The sequence below is a fragment of the Planotetraspora sp. GP83 genome, from assembly GCF_041262585.1.
Taxonomy (GTDB): domain Bacteria; phylum Actinomycetota; class Actinomycetes; order Streptosporangiales; family Streptosporangiaceae; genus JAOEGB01.
Genome location: NZ_JBGCBZ010000002.1, coordinates 109,373 through 124,077, shown reverse-complemented (window position 1 = coordinate 124,077; position 14,705 = coordinate 109,373). Strand labels below are relative to the sequence as shown.

6 protein-coding genes are annotated in these 14,705 nt (G+C 71.5%); 4 read left to right on the top strand and 2 right to left on the bottom strand.

The features are described 5' to 3' along the window. Positions 1–170: 170 nt before the first annotated feature. A complete protein-coding gene (gene pabB / locus ABH927_RS03250; RefSeq protein WP_370017926.1) occupies positions 171–2,306 on the top strand; it encodes an aminodeoxychorismate synthase component I in 2,136 nt (711 codons plus the stop codon). 30 nt (positions 2,307–2,336) lie between these two features. On the opposite strand, the gene ABH927_RS03245 is transcribed toward pabB, so the two are convergent. Further along, positions 2,337–3,761 carry a class I adenylate-forming enzyme family protein gene (locus ABH927_RS03245; RefSeq protein ID WP_370017925.1) on the bottom strand — a complete coding sequence of 475 codons (1,425 nt, stop codon included), beginning with the start codon at positions 3,759–3,761 and terminating at the stop codon, positions 2,337–2,339. Beyond that, positions 3,758–4,099 (bottom strand): acyl carrier protein, encoded by a 342-nt coding sequence (locus tag ABH927_RS03240; protein WP_370018385.1) that lies wholly within the window; start codon positions 4,097–4,099, stop codon positions 3,758–3,760. The genes ABH927_RS03245 and ABH927_RS03240 overlap by 4 nt, the downstream gene beginning before the upstream one ends. Positions 4,100–4,330: 231 nt before the next feature. Here ABH927_RS03240 and ABH927_RS03235 point away from each other — a divergent pair, with 231 nt between their 5' ends. The 3 genes from ABH927_RS03235 (at position 4,331) to ABH927_RS03225 (ending at position 14,703) form a co-directional block, all read left to right on the top strand. Then, complete coding sequence (locus tag ABH927_RS03235) at positions 4,331–5,461, top strand: MupA/Atu3671 family FMN-dependent luciferase-like monooxygenase (protein ID WP_370017924.1); 1,131 nt, start codon at positions 4,331–4,333, stop codon at positions 5,459–5,461. A 733-nt stretch (positions 5,462–6,194) separates the two neighbouring features. Beyond that, positions 6,195–7,553 (top strand): serine hydrolase domain-containing protein, encoded by a 1,359-nt coding sequence (locus ABH927_RS03230; protein WP_370017923.1) that lies wholly within the window; start codon positions 6,195–6,197, stop codon positions 7,551–7,553. Positions 7,554–7,719: 166 nt separating this feature from the next. Continuing rightward, positions 7,720–14,703 (top strand): amino acid adenylation domain-containing protein, encoded by a 6,984-nt coding sequence (locus ABH927_RS03225; protein WP_370017922.1) that lies wholly within the window; start codon positions 7,720–7,722, stop codon positions 14,701–14,703. Positions 14,704–14,705 lie beyond the last annotated feature (2 nt).

Sequence of the window (14,705 nt, the reverse complement as noted above, 5' to 3'; positions counted from 1 at the left end):
CGTGCGGGAGAGCCGTAGACTCGGCGACAGCGCCGCGCCGAGGCGAGATCGTTTCTCGGGCCGGCGTCACGCCGATCCCTTCACGGATCCATTGGGGGCGACGCCATCATTCCGGCCGACCGTCGCGTCGGCCCGTCCGTGCCCGTGTGCAGACCGAGCCTGGAGGCGTCGTGCGAGTGCTGCTCATCGACAACTACGACTCGTACACGTACAACCTGGCCCAGCTCATGGCCCGGGTATACGGACGGCTGCCCACCGTGGTGCGGAACGACGCCACCGAGTTGCGGGCCGTCGACCCGGCGGACTACGACGCGATCGTGGTGTCGCCCGGCCCCGGCAGGCCCCAGGCGCCGCAGGACCTGGGACTGACCGTCGACCTGTTACGCACCACGACCCTGCCCGTGCTGGGTGTCTGCCTCGGGCACCAGGCCATCGGCTGGCTGGCCGGCGCGTGGGTCGGGCCCGCTCCGCAGCCGCGCCACGGGTACGTGGATCGCATCCGGCACGACGGGACGGACCTGTTCGCCGGGCTCCCGCAGGATTTCGCGGCGGTGCGCTATCACTCGCTGTGCGTGAAGCCGGAGGGCGTGCCCGACCTCGCGACCACCGCGTGGACCGAGGACGGTGTGGTCATGGCGCTGCGGCACCGCACCCGGCCGTGGTGGGGGGTGCAGTTCCATCCCGAATCGGTCGGCACCCAGCACGGCGCGCGGCTGGTCGAGAACTTCGCCGGGCTGGCACGCCGGAGCCGGGCCGTTCTGGCCACGCCCTTACCACCACCACCGCGGGAGGCGGCCGCGACATCCGCCCAGGGGTCCCGCCGGCGGGACGGCGGGTGGCGGCTCCGGGTGCGGACCGTCGACTCCGAGGTGGATCCCGAATGGCTCTTCCGCCGGTGGTTCTCAGGCAGCCCGTCGGCCTTCTGGCTGGACAGCAGCCGGGTCGAACGCGGCCTGTCGAGGTTCTCCTTCGTCGGAGACGGGGGCGGCCCCCACGGCGAGACGCTGCGATACCGGGTCGGCAGCCGCCGGGTCCAGTCGGTACGCGCCGACGGGACGACCTCGCAGCTCCCCGGCTCGATCTACGACGTTCTCGCCGCGCGCCTGCGTGAGCGGGCACTCGTGGACGACGGTGGCCTCCCGTTCGATCTCGACGGCGGATATGTCGGATACCTGGGCTATGAGATGAAGGCGGAGTCGACCGGTGTGGCCGCGCACCGCTCCGCCCTGCCGGACGCCGTGTGGATCTCCGCCACGCGGTTCGTCGCGGTCGACCACCTGGAGGGCCGGACGTACGTGGTGGCGCTGGCCGCCCCCGATCCCGAGGACGTCGCGGCGGCCGACCGGTGGGCCGACCGGGTCGCCGCCGGCCTGCCCGGCCCGGACACGCCGGCCGATGCCACGATCGGGCCGCCCGCCGCGCCAGAGGAACTTCTGACGGATGTCGAGCAGTTGCTGACCCGCCCGCGCGAGGACTATCTGGCCGACATCGCCGAATGCCGGCGCCTGCTGCGGGAGGGCGAGAGCTACGAGATCTGCCTGACGAACTCGGTCCGCCTGCCGTACACGGGGGATCTGTTCGCGTTCTATTCGCGGCAGCGCCTGCTGAACGCCGCGCCGTACGCCGCCTTCCTGCAGTGGGACGGGCACGGGGTGGCGTGTTCCTCGCCGGAGCGCTTCCTGCGGGTCACCCGCGACCGGGTGGTGGAGTCGAAACCGATCAAAGGAACGGCGCCCAGGCATCCGGATCCGGATTTCGACCGGGTCATCCGCGACGAACTGGCGAAAGACCCGAAGACGCGCGCCGAGAACATGATGATCGTGGACCTGCTCCGCAACGATCTGGGCCAGGTCTGCGAGGTCGGGACGGTGGAGGTGCCCCGCTTCATGGCGGTGGAGTCGTACACCACCATGCACCAGCTCGTGTCCACCGTGCGGGGACGGCTGCGCGACGACGTCGACGCGCTGACCGCCACCCGGCACTGCTTCCCGGGCGGTTCGATGACGGGCGCGCCGAAGGTCCGGACCATGGAGATCATCGACAGGCTCGAAGGGGCCGCCCGGGGTGTCTACTCGGGGACGCTGGGCTATTTCGCGCTCAGCGGCGCATGCGATCTGAACATCGTGATCCGCACGGCGGTGAGCGGCGACGGCCACCTCACCGTGGGGGCCGGGGGCGCCATCGTGCTCGACTCCGATCCGGTCGCCGAGTATGAGGAGATGCTCCTCAAGGCCCGGGCGCCGCTGCGGCCGCTTCTCGCCGGCGAGCCGGTCACGCTCAAGGACGCGGCGCACCAGTCACGCTGAAGGCTCTGGGCGGGGCGGCGCGGGTAGCGGTCAGGTGGCGCTTCCGTCCGTCAGGTCCTGCCACAACGGAGCCATGCGGATCTTTCCCGTCGTCGTCCTCGGCAGCGCCCGCACCAGGTGAAGACGCCTGGGGATCTTGTACGGCGACAGCAGGGCGGCCAGATGCCTGCGCAGGCCGAGCTCCGTCACGTCCGGCTCGGCCACGACGAACGCCACATATCCGGCGTCCTCCCCGACGACGGCGACGCAGTCCCGGACGCCCGGCATCGACCGCACCGCGTTCTCCACCTCGGCGGGGTCGACCTTGCGGCCTCCCACCACGACGCGCCGGTTGACCCGCCCGGTGACGACGATCCGGCCGGAGCCGTCCACCGTCCCCCAGTCGCCGGTCCGGAACCATCCGTCGACGTAGGACCGCTCCGTGAGCTCGTCCTGTCCGAGGTAGCGGCTCGGCGGTCCCGGCACCCGGACGAACAGCTCGCCCTCGGTCGCCGACCACTCACCGTCGACCCTCGTCCGGGCCTGGACGCCCGGCACCAACCGGCAGGCGTCATCCGGGGCGTCGGGAACGGCGAAGCCGATCTGGCCCAGTTCGGTGGCTCCGTACTGGTCGCGCAGCCTCGCGCCCGTCGCCTCCAGCCAAGTGGAGCGTACGGCCGGCCGCAGCGGTTCCCCGGCGGACACGCACAGCCGCAGATCCGGCAGCCCGTGCGACGGCATGGTTTCGAGCGCCGCGCCGTACAGGAACGGCACGGACTGCACGACGGTGGCGCGGGTCTCCGCGAGCAGCGACATCAGCGCGGACGGCAGAGGCGGATGCGGTGCGAGCACGATCGTGGCGCCCGTGTAGAGCGCCGGGACCAGGACCACTCCGAAGGCGAAGGCGTGATGGAGCGGCGTGGTGCAGAGGATCCGGTCGGCGTCACTGTAACCGGCCACCTCGGCGAAACGGACCGAGTTGTCCACCACGGCGGCCCAGTGCTTCCCGACCACCTTCGGCAGGCCGTTCGTGCCGGAGGTGACCAGAGCGAGCTCCTCCGACCCCGGCTGGGCGGGCAGCTCGGGCCAGGCCGCCGGTTCGCGGGCGACGACCGGCGGGACGCACGTCTGCGCCTCGGCCAGCCGCATGAGCTGGCTTCGCTCCTGCTCGGTGGCCCCGGCGTCGAACAGCAGCGGGACGGCGCCCAGCGCGGCGGCGGCCAGGATGGTGACGATCGACGCGACACTGTTGCCGGTGGGGATCGCGACCGGCTCGCCGGGCCGCGCCCCGTTGTCGCGCAGGTGCGCGCCGGTCGCCGCGACCGCCGCGACCAGTTCACCGTACGGCAGGGCCGTGCCGTCCGCCGCGATGACCGCGTCGGCGGTGGGGCGTTCGACGGCCCAGCTCCGCAGCCTGTCGAAGAACGCCGCACGGCCCAGCAGCAAACGCCCGTCCGCGTCGGAGGGCCCCGTCATACGTGTCCCCCCGGTCCCAGGTGTACGCGCTGGGCGTCCTCGCCGTCGCTTTCGGTGTCGCCCTCGTTGTCGCCGGCACTCTCGCGGGTTATGTACGCGACGAGGGAGGCGATGGAGCTGGCCACGGCCCACAGCTCGGCCTCGGCGACCTGTTTCACGTCCGCGTCCTGTTCGAGCTGGGCGACGACGTGCATCAGGTCCATGGAGTCCACGCCGACCGCGAGGAAGGGCTCGTCGACCCCGATGCCGTACGCCACCTCGTCGCCGATCCGCTCGGCCAGCCTCCGGCGTACCAACGCCTCGGGATCGCTGTGGCCGGCGGTGTCCACGTCGTGCATCTTCACCCGTTTCTCCGCTGTTAGGTGCGTGCCCCGGGCAGGCGGCGATTCCACGATCCCTGACCGCTGACGCTGGCGCGACCTGCTTTCGGGCAGGGTGGATCGGGTATGCCCGATGAGCGCCCGTTCCGTCCTCCGTGGCGCACGGGGGAGGAGCCGATACTCGCTGATGACGCACCGGGAGTTGCCAGGCGGGGTCGCGCCCGAAAACACATACGGACAGGTGGCCGGATGGACTTCAGCCTCTTCTACTTCGCCGACGACAGCGAAGCGGAGCCGGCCGGGGATCGTTACGCACTGCTGCTCGAAGGCGCCCGCTTCGCCGACCGGCACGGCTTCCGCGCGGTCTGGACACCCGAACGGCACTTCCACTCCTTCGGCGGCCTCTATCCCAATCCGGCCGTGGTCGGCGCCGCGCTCGCCACTGTCACCGAGCGGGTGCACATCAGGGCGGGCAGCGTGGTGGCGCCCCTGCATCATCCGCTCCGCATCGCCGAGGAGTGGGCTGTCGTCGACAACCTCTCCCGGGGCCGGGTCGGCGTGTCGTTCGCCTCGGGCTGGAACGTGGCCGACTTCTGTTTCGCTCCGGAGGCTTACCCCGACCGCAAGGCCGCCCTTCTCGACCAGATCCGGACGGTACGGTCGCTGTGGCGCGGCGAACACCTCGACGTCGTCGACGGTCTCGGCGACAAGATCCGGGTACGCGTCTACCCCCGGCCTGTTCAGCCCGAGCTGCCGGTCTGGATCACCAGCGGCGGCGATCCGGAGACCTTCCGCGCCGCTGGAGAGGCCGGGTTCGGTCTGCTGACCCACCTGCTCGGCCAGGACATGGACCAGCTCGCCGCCAAGATAGCGGTCTACCGGCAGGCCGCCGAGCAGGCCGAGGAGCGGGAGCAGTACGGCGAGCCCGAGCAGGCCGGGGACCAGGGGCGGCCGGGTGCGCGCGGGAGAGCCGGTCACGTGGTCGTCATGGTGCACGCCTTCGTCGGAGACGATGACGCGGCGGTGAGAGAGCAGGTCCGGGCGCCGCTGTCGGCCTACCTGCGCAGCTCGCTCGATCTGGCGAGATCGCAGGTGGACACCGCTCATCCGCTCTCGCGGGAAAACGACCATGAGCGGGCCGTGGACATCGTCGTGGCGCGGGCCTTCGACCGCTATGTCGATGGCGGCGGACTGCTGGGCGGCCTGGACACGTGTCTGAGCCGAGTGCGCCGGCTCCAGGAGATCGGTGTGGACGAGGTCGCCTGTCTCATCGACTTCGGCCTGCCCTCCGACCAGGTCCTGGGCGGCCTCGATCGGCTGGACCTGCTGCGGCGGATGAGCCAGGCCGAGGCGGATTCCGAGCCGGCCCCCGCGACCTGATAGAGCGCCGGTCAAGTTAGGCAGAAAAGTCAGGGCAGAAGGTGTAGGCCCCTTCCGCCCCAACCTTGCCGCGTGATCATGCGCATGTTCCCGCACGCGCCGTGCTCCCTGGCGCTTTGTGTGGCGTGATCATGCGCATGTTCCCGCACGCACCCTCCACCCTGGCGTTTTGTGCGGCGTGATCATGCATGACGAGGGTTCGCCCCGATGGACGGACACTGCATGATCGCAAACGGTGTCGGCACTGATCAGGCCGCGTGCGGCGGAATCGATGCATGATCACGATCCGGGAACTCCCACGTCCCCGAGCTTCCCGGGAAACTGTGCATGATCACGGCGAGTTTGGCGGTCGGGGGGGTTCGGGCGTGCCCCCCTTATATGTGAGAAACGCATATCCAATCCCTGACGTATTCACGCTTCTTGCTGATTACTGTCACTAGTTGTTATGGCTTGCCCTTGTAAGTCTTGGATTGCACCTCGCGGTGCCGGAAGGCCGACCCCCGGCTTTCCGCCAGAAGAGAACCGCTGACGACCAATCCCGAGAGTCATCCCCGAAAGTCACATACCGAGGGTTACCCAAGGGCACCCAAGGGCGAGGCCCGGCTGGAGCACGGCGAGCAGCATCTTCCCGGCCCCAGGAACATCCCGTGTCCTCCTCATTCCGATGCGTCTGTTCTCGTGCCCGCGGCAGGCATGCGGGCGAGCCACCGTAGGCACGTCATGGAGGTTTCCAGTGATCGAACTCCTGAACCGGCCCCACGTCCCGACCTTCCTCAACGCCCAGCTCGCCGCCCTGGCCCGGGACCACCAGGTCTGCGGCGCACAGCTCGTCATCCAGCATGACCACGAGACCGTGGCGATCGAGGTGGGCGAGATCGAGCATGGCGGCGGCCGTCCGGTCACCCGCGACACCGCCTTCCCCATCGGGTCGGTGACCAAGTCCTTCACCGCCACTCTGGCGATGACCCTCGTCGCGGACGGCGACCTGGAGATCGACGAGCCGCTGGGCGGGCACCTGCCCGAGCTCGGGGAGCTGGGCCACCGGCTCACCCTCCGCCACCTGCTCAGCCACACCGCCGGGTTCGCCTGCGGGCCGGACTCCACCGAGGTGGCCACCAGCTCGCCGCGCCGCTACATCACCGACCACTGCGGGCGGCAGAACCTCGTGCTCCCGCCGGGCGCCGGCTTCTCCTACTCGAACATGGGCTATGTCATCGCCGGCCGGCTGGTCGAGGTGATCACCGGCATGAGCTGGACAGAGGCCATGTCGTCGATCCTGCTTCGCCCCCTTGGGATCGCGCCGTCCTTCATCTGCCCGACCGTGGGCCGGCCGTCCGGCCGTCCGATCGCCACCGGCCACTCGGTCAACCTCGCCCTCGGCAGGACACAGCCCGTCCAGCAGTCGCTCGCGCCGCCGGAGGCTCCGGCCGGGGCGCTGGCCGTGAGTGCCATGGACCTCGTGGCTCTCGGGCGGACCCACGTGCCGCCGGGTGTGCCGGGGCTGCTCCCGCCCGGCCTTGCCGTACAGATGCGACGGCCCGTCCCGGCGGCCAACCCCTTCGGGCTCGCCGACGGCTGGGGCCTCGGGTTCGCCGTGTTCCGGGACGACGCCACCGAGTGGATCGGCCATGACGGCAACGCGGACGGCACCTCCTGCTACCTGCGCGTCGATCCGGTCGACGGGTGGATCGTCGCCCTCACCACCAACACCAGCACCGGGATCGGCCTCTGGCGGGAGCTCGGCGCCCAGCTCGCCGACGCCGGCATCCCGATCCCCGGCGATGGGTCGCCGACCGCCGCCGCGCCGCCCGCCATGGCGCCGCCCGACTGCGTCGGGGTGTACGCCAACGGCGACTCCGAGTTCGTCGTGACCGGCTCGGACGGGTGCTTCTCCCTCGCCGTGGACGGGTCGGATTTCATGGTGCTGGCCAGTGCGGACGGCCTGACCTTCTCGCTGATGGAGCACTCCTCGGGCCAGCGCCTGCCCGGCGGGCGATTCCAGCGCGACCCGGTCACCGGCGAGATCAACGGGATCCAGGTCAACGGCCGCCTGGCGCGCCGGCGCCCGTACGTCCCCGCCATGTCCCGCTGAGTGTCCCGGTGAGTGTCCCGGTGAGCGATCCGGTGAGCGATCCGGTGAACGTCATGGCGAGCGTCCCCTGACGGCCGATCGCAGAGCCGTACCCGCATGTGCCTGTTTCCCGGTTCGTCCTCCAGCCGTTTCCGCGGCGAACCGCGTCGGAAAGGTGTGAAAGCTGATGTTGACCGAGCCCCCCGGCACGCTCCCGGCGCCTGAGTGGAACGACACCGGCCACGAGGTCGCGCCCGCGACTTTGCCGCGACTGTTCGAGGACCAGGTGGCGCGGACGCCGGACCTGCCGGCGGTGCTGTTCGAAGGCGGCTCGCTGACCTACGCGGAGCTGGAGGTCCGGGCGAACCGGCTGGCGCACCTGCTGATCCGGCGGGGGGTCGGCCCGGAACGCATCGTGGCGCTCGCCCTGCCGCGATCGGTGGAGATCGTCGTGGCGCAGCTGGCGGTGGCGAAGGCCGGTGCCGCCTTTCTGCCGGTGGACCCGGGCTATCCGCCGGAGCGGATCGCGTTCATGCTGGCCGACGCCGCGCCCGTACAGGTCATCACGTCCGCTGAGCTGGCGCCTGAACTGGCCGCTGGGCTGCCCGTGAGGGAGGCCACCGGCGTCGTGGCGCTCGGCGAACCGGCCACGGCGGACGCGCTGGCGGCGATGCCCGGCCACGCGCCGACGGACGCGGATCGCGCGTCGGAGTTGCTGCTCGCCCACCCGGCATATGTCATCTACACCTCGGGATCGACCGGCAGGCCGAAGGGCGTGGTGGTCTCGCACCGGGGACTGGCGAGTTTCTCCGCGGCGGAGGTGGACCGATATGCGGTGCGGGCTGGGGATCGGGTGTTGCAGTTCTCCTCGCCGAGTTTCGACGCCTCGGTGCTGGAGCTGTGCATGTCGCTGCCCGTCGGGGCGGCGCTCGTCGTGCCGCCTCCGGGTCCGTTGCTCGGTGAGCAGCTGGCCGAGGTGCTCGCCGAACGGAAGGTGACGCATGCGCTGATCCCGCCCGCGGCCCTGGCCACCGTGCCGGCGGACGCGGCGCGCGAGCTGCCCGAGTTCCGGATGGTGACCGTGGGCGGCGACGCGTGCCCGGCCGAGCTGGTCGAGCTCTGGGCGCCGGGGCGCAGGATGATCAACTCGTACGGCCCGACCGAGTCGACGGTCGTGTCGACGTGGAGCCGGCCGTTGGTGCCCGGCCGTACGCCGCCGATCGGGGAGCCGATCTGGAACACCCGGGTCCATGTGCTCGACGAGGCGTTGCGGCCGGTCCCGGTGGGCGTCGCCGGTGAGCTGTACGTGGCGGGGATGGGGCTGGCGCGCGGATATCTGCGCAGGCCGGGGCTGACGGCGCAGCGCTTCGTCGCCAACCCGTTCGGCGCGCCCGGTGAGCGGATGTACCGCACCGGTGACCTGGTGCGGTGGAACGCCGACGGCCAGTTGGAGTTCGCGGGCCGCGCGGACGACCAGGTGAAGATCCGCGGTTTCCGGATCGAGCTGGGCGAGATCGAAGCCGCGCTCACGCGGCATCCGGAGATCGGCGCGGCCGTCGTGACCACCCGCGAGGACCGGCCCGGCGACAAACGGCTGGTCGCCTATGTGGTGCCGGCCAACGGGCACGCGGCCACGCCCAGCGAGCTGCGCGCGTTCCTGGCCGGTTCGCTGCCCGTCTTCATGCTGCCCGCGGCGTTCGTCACGCTCGACGCGCTGCCGCTGAGCCCCAACGGCAAGCTGGACCGCCGCGCGCTGCCCGCGCCGGAAGGCCGTGCCGGGTCCGACGGCTATGTCGCCCCGCGCACCGAAACGGAGCGGACGCTCGCCGACATTTGGGCCGAGGTGCTCGGAGCGCCGCGCGTGGGGATCGACGACGACTTCTTCGCGCTCGGCGGCGACTCGATCCAGGCCGCACGCGCCCTCTCCCGCGTCCGGGCGACGTGTGGCGTCGCGCTGTCGGCCCGTGTGATGTTCGACGCGCCGACCGTGGCGCAGCTCGCCGAGGCGGTGCGGGCGGCCGGCCGTACAGATCCCGCGGAACGGATCCATCCGGTCTCTCGCGATCGCGCGCTGCCGCTGTCGGCGGCCCAGCGGCGGTTGTGGTTCCTCGACGACCTGACCTCCGGCGGGACCGGATACAACACCGGGGTCGGGCTCCGGCTGTCCGGCCCGCTGGACCTCGGCGCGCTCGGCGCCGCGCTCAGATCGCTGGTTGACCGGCACGAGTCGTTGCGCACGACGTTCGGCACCGTGGACGGACACGGGGTGCAGATCGTGGCGCCGCTCGGCGAGCTGCCCCTCCGCGTGGTCGATCTGTCCACGCCTGACCTGTACACGTTTGATCCGGCCACGCGCGATCTGTCCGCATCCGGCTCGCCCGCGGCCGGCTTGTCGTCGGCCTCGGCGGACACGGCCTCGGCGGACACGGCCGAGCAGCGGGTGGAGCGGGTGCTGATGGACGAGCTGCGCACTCCATTCGACCTGCGGAAAGGGCCACTGAGCAGGGCGGTCGTGGTGCGCCTCGACGAGGACGACCACGTCCTCATGCTCAGCCAGCACCACATCGTCACCGACGGCTGGTCGGTCGGCATCCTGGTCGACGAGCTGGCGCAGTTGTACGCCGCCGCGCGGAGCGGCGTTCCGGTGGCGCTGCCGCCCCTGCCGATCCAGTACGCCGACTTCGCCGTGTGGCAGCGCGAACGGCTGGCAGGCCCGGCGCTTGAGGAACACCTGGATTACTGGCGCGCCAAGCTGACCGGCGGCCAGGCGCTCGAACTGCCGACCGACCGGCCGCGGCCCGCCATTCTCTCCACGGCCGGCGCGGTGCACCGCCACGACCTTCCGGCCGACCTGGTCGGCGCGTTGACCGAGGTAGGGCAGGCATACGGCGCCACGCTCTTCATGACCCTGGTGGCCGCCGTGCAGGTGCTGCTGGCCCGGTACAGCGACCAGGAGGACGTCGCGGTCGGCACCGTCACCTCCGGCCGCAACCGGGCCGAGCTGGAGGATCTCGTCGGGTTCTTCATCAACACCGTCGTCCTGCGCTCCCAGGTGGACGAGTCGCGGAGGTTCGGGGACTTCCTGTCCGCGGTCCGGGAGACCGTGCTGGAGGCCTTCGCCCACGACGAGGTGCCGTTCGACCGGCTGGTCGACGAGCTCCAGCCGGAACGCGACCCCAGCAGGACGCCGCTGGCGCAGGCGCTGGTCGTCCTCCAGAACGCTACGGTCCGGCCGACGGAGATGGGGGGCCTGCGGGTCGCCGAGCACGACCTTCCCCGGCACTCCGCCCGGTTCGAGCTGGTCGTCGAGTTCGCTCCCCGGGACGAGTCGATGACGATGGTGCTCGAATACAACACCGATCTGTTCGAACCCGCCACCATCACGCGGATGGCCGGGCAGTTGGAGACGCTGCTCGCCGCGATCGCCGCCGCACCGGACCGCCCGCTGGCGGATCTGGCCGGCGACCCGGGGGAGTCCCCGGCTGCATCGATTCGGAAGGACGGCCACCGAGCCGAGATCCGTAGGCCGCCCCACAGGTCCGAGGTGCGTCCGTTGTCCGGCCGGGCGGTCACCTCGGCGGGCGGCTCCGGCTACGTGGCGCCCCGCACCCCGGCCGAGCGGGCGCTGGCGCGGATCTGGGCCGATGTGCTGGGAGTGGACCGGGTCGGCGTAACGGACAACTTCTTCGAGCTGGGCGGCGACTCCATCCTGAGCATCCAGGTGGTGTCCCGGGCCCGGCAGGACGGGCTGGACCTGACGTCCAGAGACGTCTTCCTGCACCAGACCGTCGCGTCCCTGGCCGCGCGCCTCACCGAGGCGGCGGCGCCCGCTCACCGGCCCGTAGGCGGGCTCCCCGATCAGGGCGTCGTGAGCGGAGCCGTGCCGCTGACGCCGATCCAGCACTGGTTCTTCGAGACCCACCCCGAGCATCCCCAGCACTTCGACCAGTCCGTTCTCATCGAGCTGGCCGTACGACCGGATGAGCGGGCGCTGCGGCGCGCCCTCGACGCGGTGCTCGCGCAGCACGACGCGCTCCGGATGCGGTTCGAGCGGGCCGGCGGCGAGTGGCGGCAGCACAACGCCCCTCCGGCCGGTCCAGATGACGAGGCCGGCGAGTCGCTGGAGCGCCGCGACCTGTCCGGGATGGACGCCGGGCAGCGGGCCGCTGCCATGCGGGCCATCGCCGGCGAGGTCCACGCGAGCTTCGACCTCGCCACCGGTCCGCTGATGAAGGCCGTCCTGTTCGACGGCACGCCCGGCCAAGCCTCCGGCGGTGCGCTCGACCGTGCCTCCGAGGGGCGGCCCGCTCTGCTCCTCGTCGTGCACCATCTCGTGGTCGACGGCGTGTCCTGGCGGATCCTGCTGGAGGACCTCGGCCGCGCCTACCGGCAGGCCACCCGGGGGGAGGCGGTCGATCTCGGAGCCAAGACCACGTCGTTCCAGGAGTGGGCCACCCGGCTGGCCGAGTACGTCACGGACGGCTGCCTGGACGACGAGCGTGACCACTGGACGGCGGTGACCCACGACGGCGATCCCACTGTGCCGGTCGACGCCCGGGGAGCCGACAGGGGCGCCAACACGGTGCGGACGACCCGCTCGGTCACCGCGCGGCTCAGCGCCCAGGAGACCGAGAGCCTGCTGCGACAGGTGCCCGGCGTCTACCGGACTCAGGTCAACGATGTCCTGCTCGCCGCGCTCGGCGAGGTGCTGAGCCGGTGGACGGGACGCCGGCGGGTGCTGGTCGACCTGGAGGGCCACGGCCGTGAGGACCTGCTCGACGGCGTGGACCTGACCCGCACGGTCGGCTGGTTCACCACGATCTTCCCGGTCGCCCTCGACCTGCCCGGCGACCCCGGCGACCCCGGCCTTCCCGGCTGGGGCGCCACGCTGAAGTCGGTCAAGGAGCAACTGCGGGCGGTGCCGCGCCGTGGTCTCGGCTACGGGGCCCTGCGCTATCTCGGCGGTGCCGTAAAGGGTGAAGCCGACCGGCGGCCGCAGGTCAGCTTCAACTATCTGGGACAGTTCGACTGGCCCGTCGGTGAAAGCGGACTCTTCCACGCCGTTCCCGGGGGGCTGTCCGCCGACGACGATCCGGAGGCGATGCGGCCACACCTGCTCGACGTGGTCGGCGCGATCGGGGACCAGAGGCTGGAGTTCACCTGGTTCTACTCGGACGAGGTGCACCACGAGCACACCGTCAGGCGGCTGGCCGAGGACATGATCGGCGCCCTGCGGGAGATCATCGAGCACTGCGCGCGGCCGGAGGCCGGAGGCCGCACGCCGTCGGACTTCCCGCTGGCGCGGCTCGACCAGGCGGGCGTGGACCGGCTGGCGGGCGACGGCCGGTCGGTGGAGGACATCTACCCCCTCACGCCGATGCAGGCCGGCATGGTCTACCACGGGCTGTCCAACGGCGACCAGGGTCTCTATCTGCAGCAGCTGACGTTCGTGCTGGACGGCGTGGCCGACCTCGAGGTGCTGCGGGCCGCCTGGCAGCACGTGGTCGACCAGACCGCTGTGCTCCGGTCACGGGTGGCCTGGGAGGGCGTCTCGACCCCCGTCCAGGTCGTCAACCGCCACGCCGCGGTGCCGTTCACCTGCCTCGACTGGACGGATCTTCCCGAGGTGGAGTGGCGGGAGCGGCTTCGGCGGCTTCTCGACGCCGACCGGGCCAAGGGCGTTGACCTGGGCGCGGCTCCGTTGACGCGGCTGACGGTGGCCCGGCTGTCGGACACCGAGGTCCAGGTGGTGTGGACGTTCCACCACCTGCTGCTGGACGGGTGGAGCGTCTTCCAGGTCCTTTCCGACGTCTTCGCCTGCCACGCGGCGCTGGCCGGTGGGCGCTCTCCGGAGCCGGTGGCCCGGCCGCCCTTCGGCGACTATCTGCGGTGGCTCGCCCGGCGCGACCGGCGGGAGGCGGAGCGGTACTGGCGGGGACTGCTGGCCGGGTTCGCCGCGCCCACGCCGCTGGGCTACGACCGCACCCCCGGACCGTCGCACGCGAGCGTCTCCACTGCCCGGCTGTCCGTACGGCTCGGCGAGGCGGAGTCCGGCGAGCTTCAGGAGTTCGCCAGGCGGCACCGGCTGACGGTGAACACGGTCCTCCAGGGGGCTTGGGCCGTGGTGCTGTCCCGGACCAGCGGGCGGCGCGACGTCTGCTTCGGTGCCACGGTGTCCGGCCGCCCGGCCGACCTCCCCGGCGCGGACACCATCACCGGGATCTTCATCAACACGGTGCCGGTCCGGGTCGACGTGGCGGGACCGGCGAGCGTGGTCGAGTGGCTGCGGGCACTCCAGTGCGCGCAGGCGCATTCGCGCAAGTTCGACCACGTATCGCTGACCCAGTTGCAGGCCTGGAGCCAGCTGCCCGGCGGGGTCGACCTGTTCGACAGCATCATGGTCTTCGAGAACTACCCGATCGACGACGAGGTCGCGGCGGAGCACGGCCTTCGGCTGCGCGAGCTGAGCGCGGTCGAGACGACCAACTACCCCCTCAGCCTGGCGGTGACCCCCGGCACGCGGCTGGCGGTGGACTTCGGCTACGACCCCGGCCTGTTCGAGGTGGCGACGGTCGAGCGGCTGGCCGGCCAGTTGCGGCACGTCCTGCGGCAGTTCATCGACGAACCGGACGGCCAACTGGACCGGGTCGACACCATGACCGAGGCCGAACGAAGCCGCGTCCGCACCCTCGGTGGGTCCGCTGAAGAGGGCGACCGCGTTGCCGTACCCGCCGGGCGGAACGGCAGTGGACACGGGGCCGCACCCTTCGCCCACGAAACCATCTCCCGCACCGTCCCGGAGGCCGGAGCGGAGGCCGCAGCGGTGCTCGGGTCGGAGGCCGGGGTGGAGATCGCGGCGCGGCCCGCCCCAGGTGGGACCGGCTACGTGGCGCCCCGAACCGACAGCGAGCGCGTGGTGGCGCAGATCTGGGCCGAGGCGCTCGAGACGGACCAGGTCGGAGTCGAGGACGACATCTACTACCTCGGCGGGGACTCTCTGCGGGCCCTGCTCATCACTTCAAAGATCAAGTCGGCGTTCGACGTCACCCTTACCCCGCGTGACGTGCTGATCAGCCGTACCGTCTCCGCACTCGCCGAGCTGGTGGAGGAGAAGATCCTGCACGAGCTGGAGCGGGTCGCCGCCGGTGGCGGCAACGAGCGCTACCTCTGAGG

Coding starts and splice junctions, on each gene's coding strand:
- ABH927_RS03225 (WP_370017922.1), top strand. CDS start 7,720: ATGTTGACCGAGCCCCCCGGCACGCTCCCGGCGCCTGAGTGGAACGAC.
- ABH927_RS03235 (WP_370017924.1), top strand. CDS start 4,331: ATGGACTTCAGCCTCTTCTACTTCGCCGACGACAGCGAAGCGGAGCCG.
- ABH927_RS03245 (WP_370017925.1), bottom strand. CDS start 3,761: ATGACGGGGCCCTCCGACGCGGACGGGCGTTTGCTGCTGGGCCGTGCG.
- ABH927_RS03240 (WP_370018385.1), bottom strand. CDS start 4,099: ATGCACGACGTGGACACCGCCGGCCACAGCGATCCCGAGGCGTTGGTA.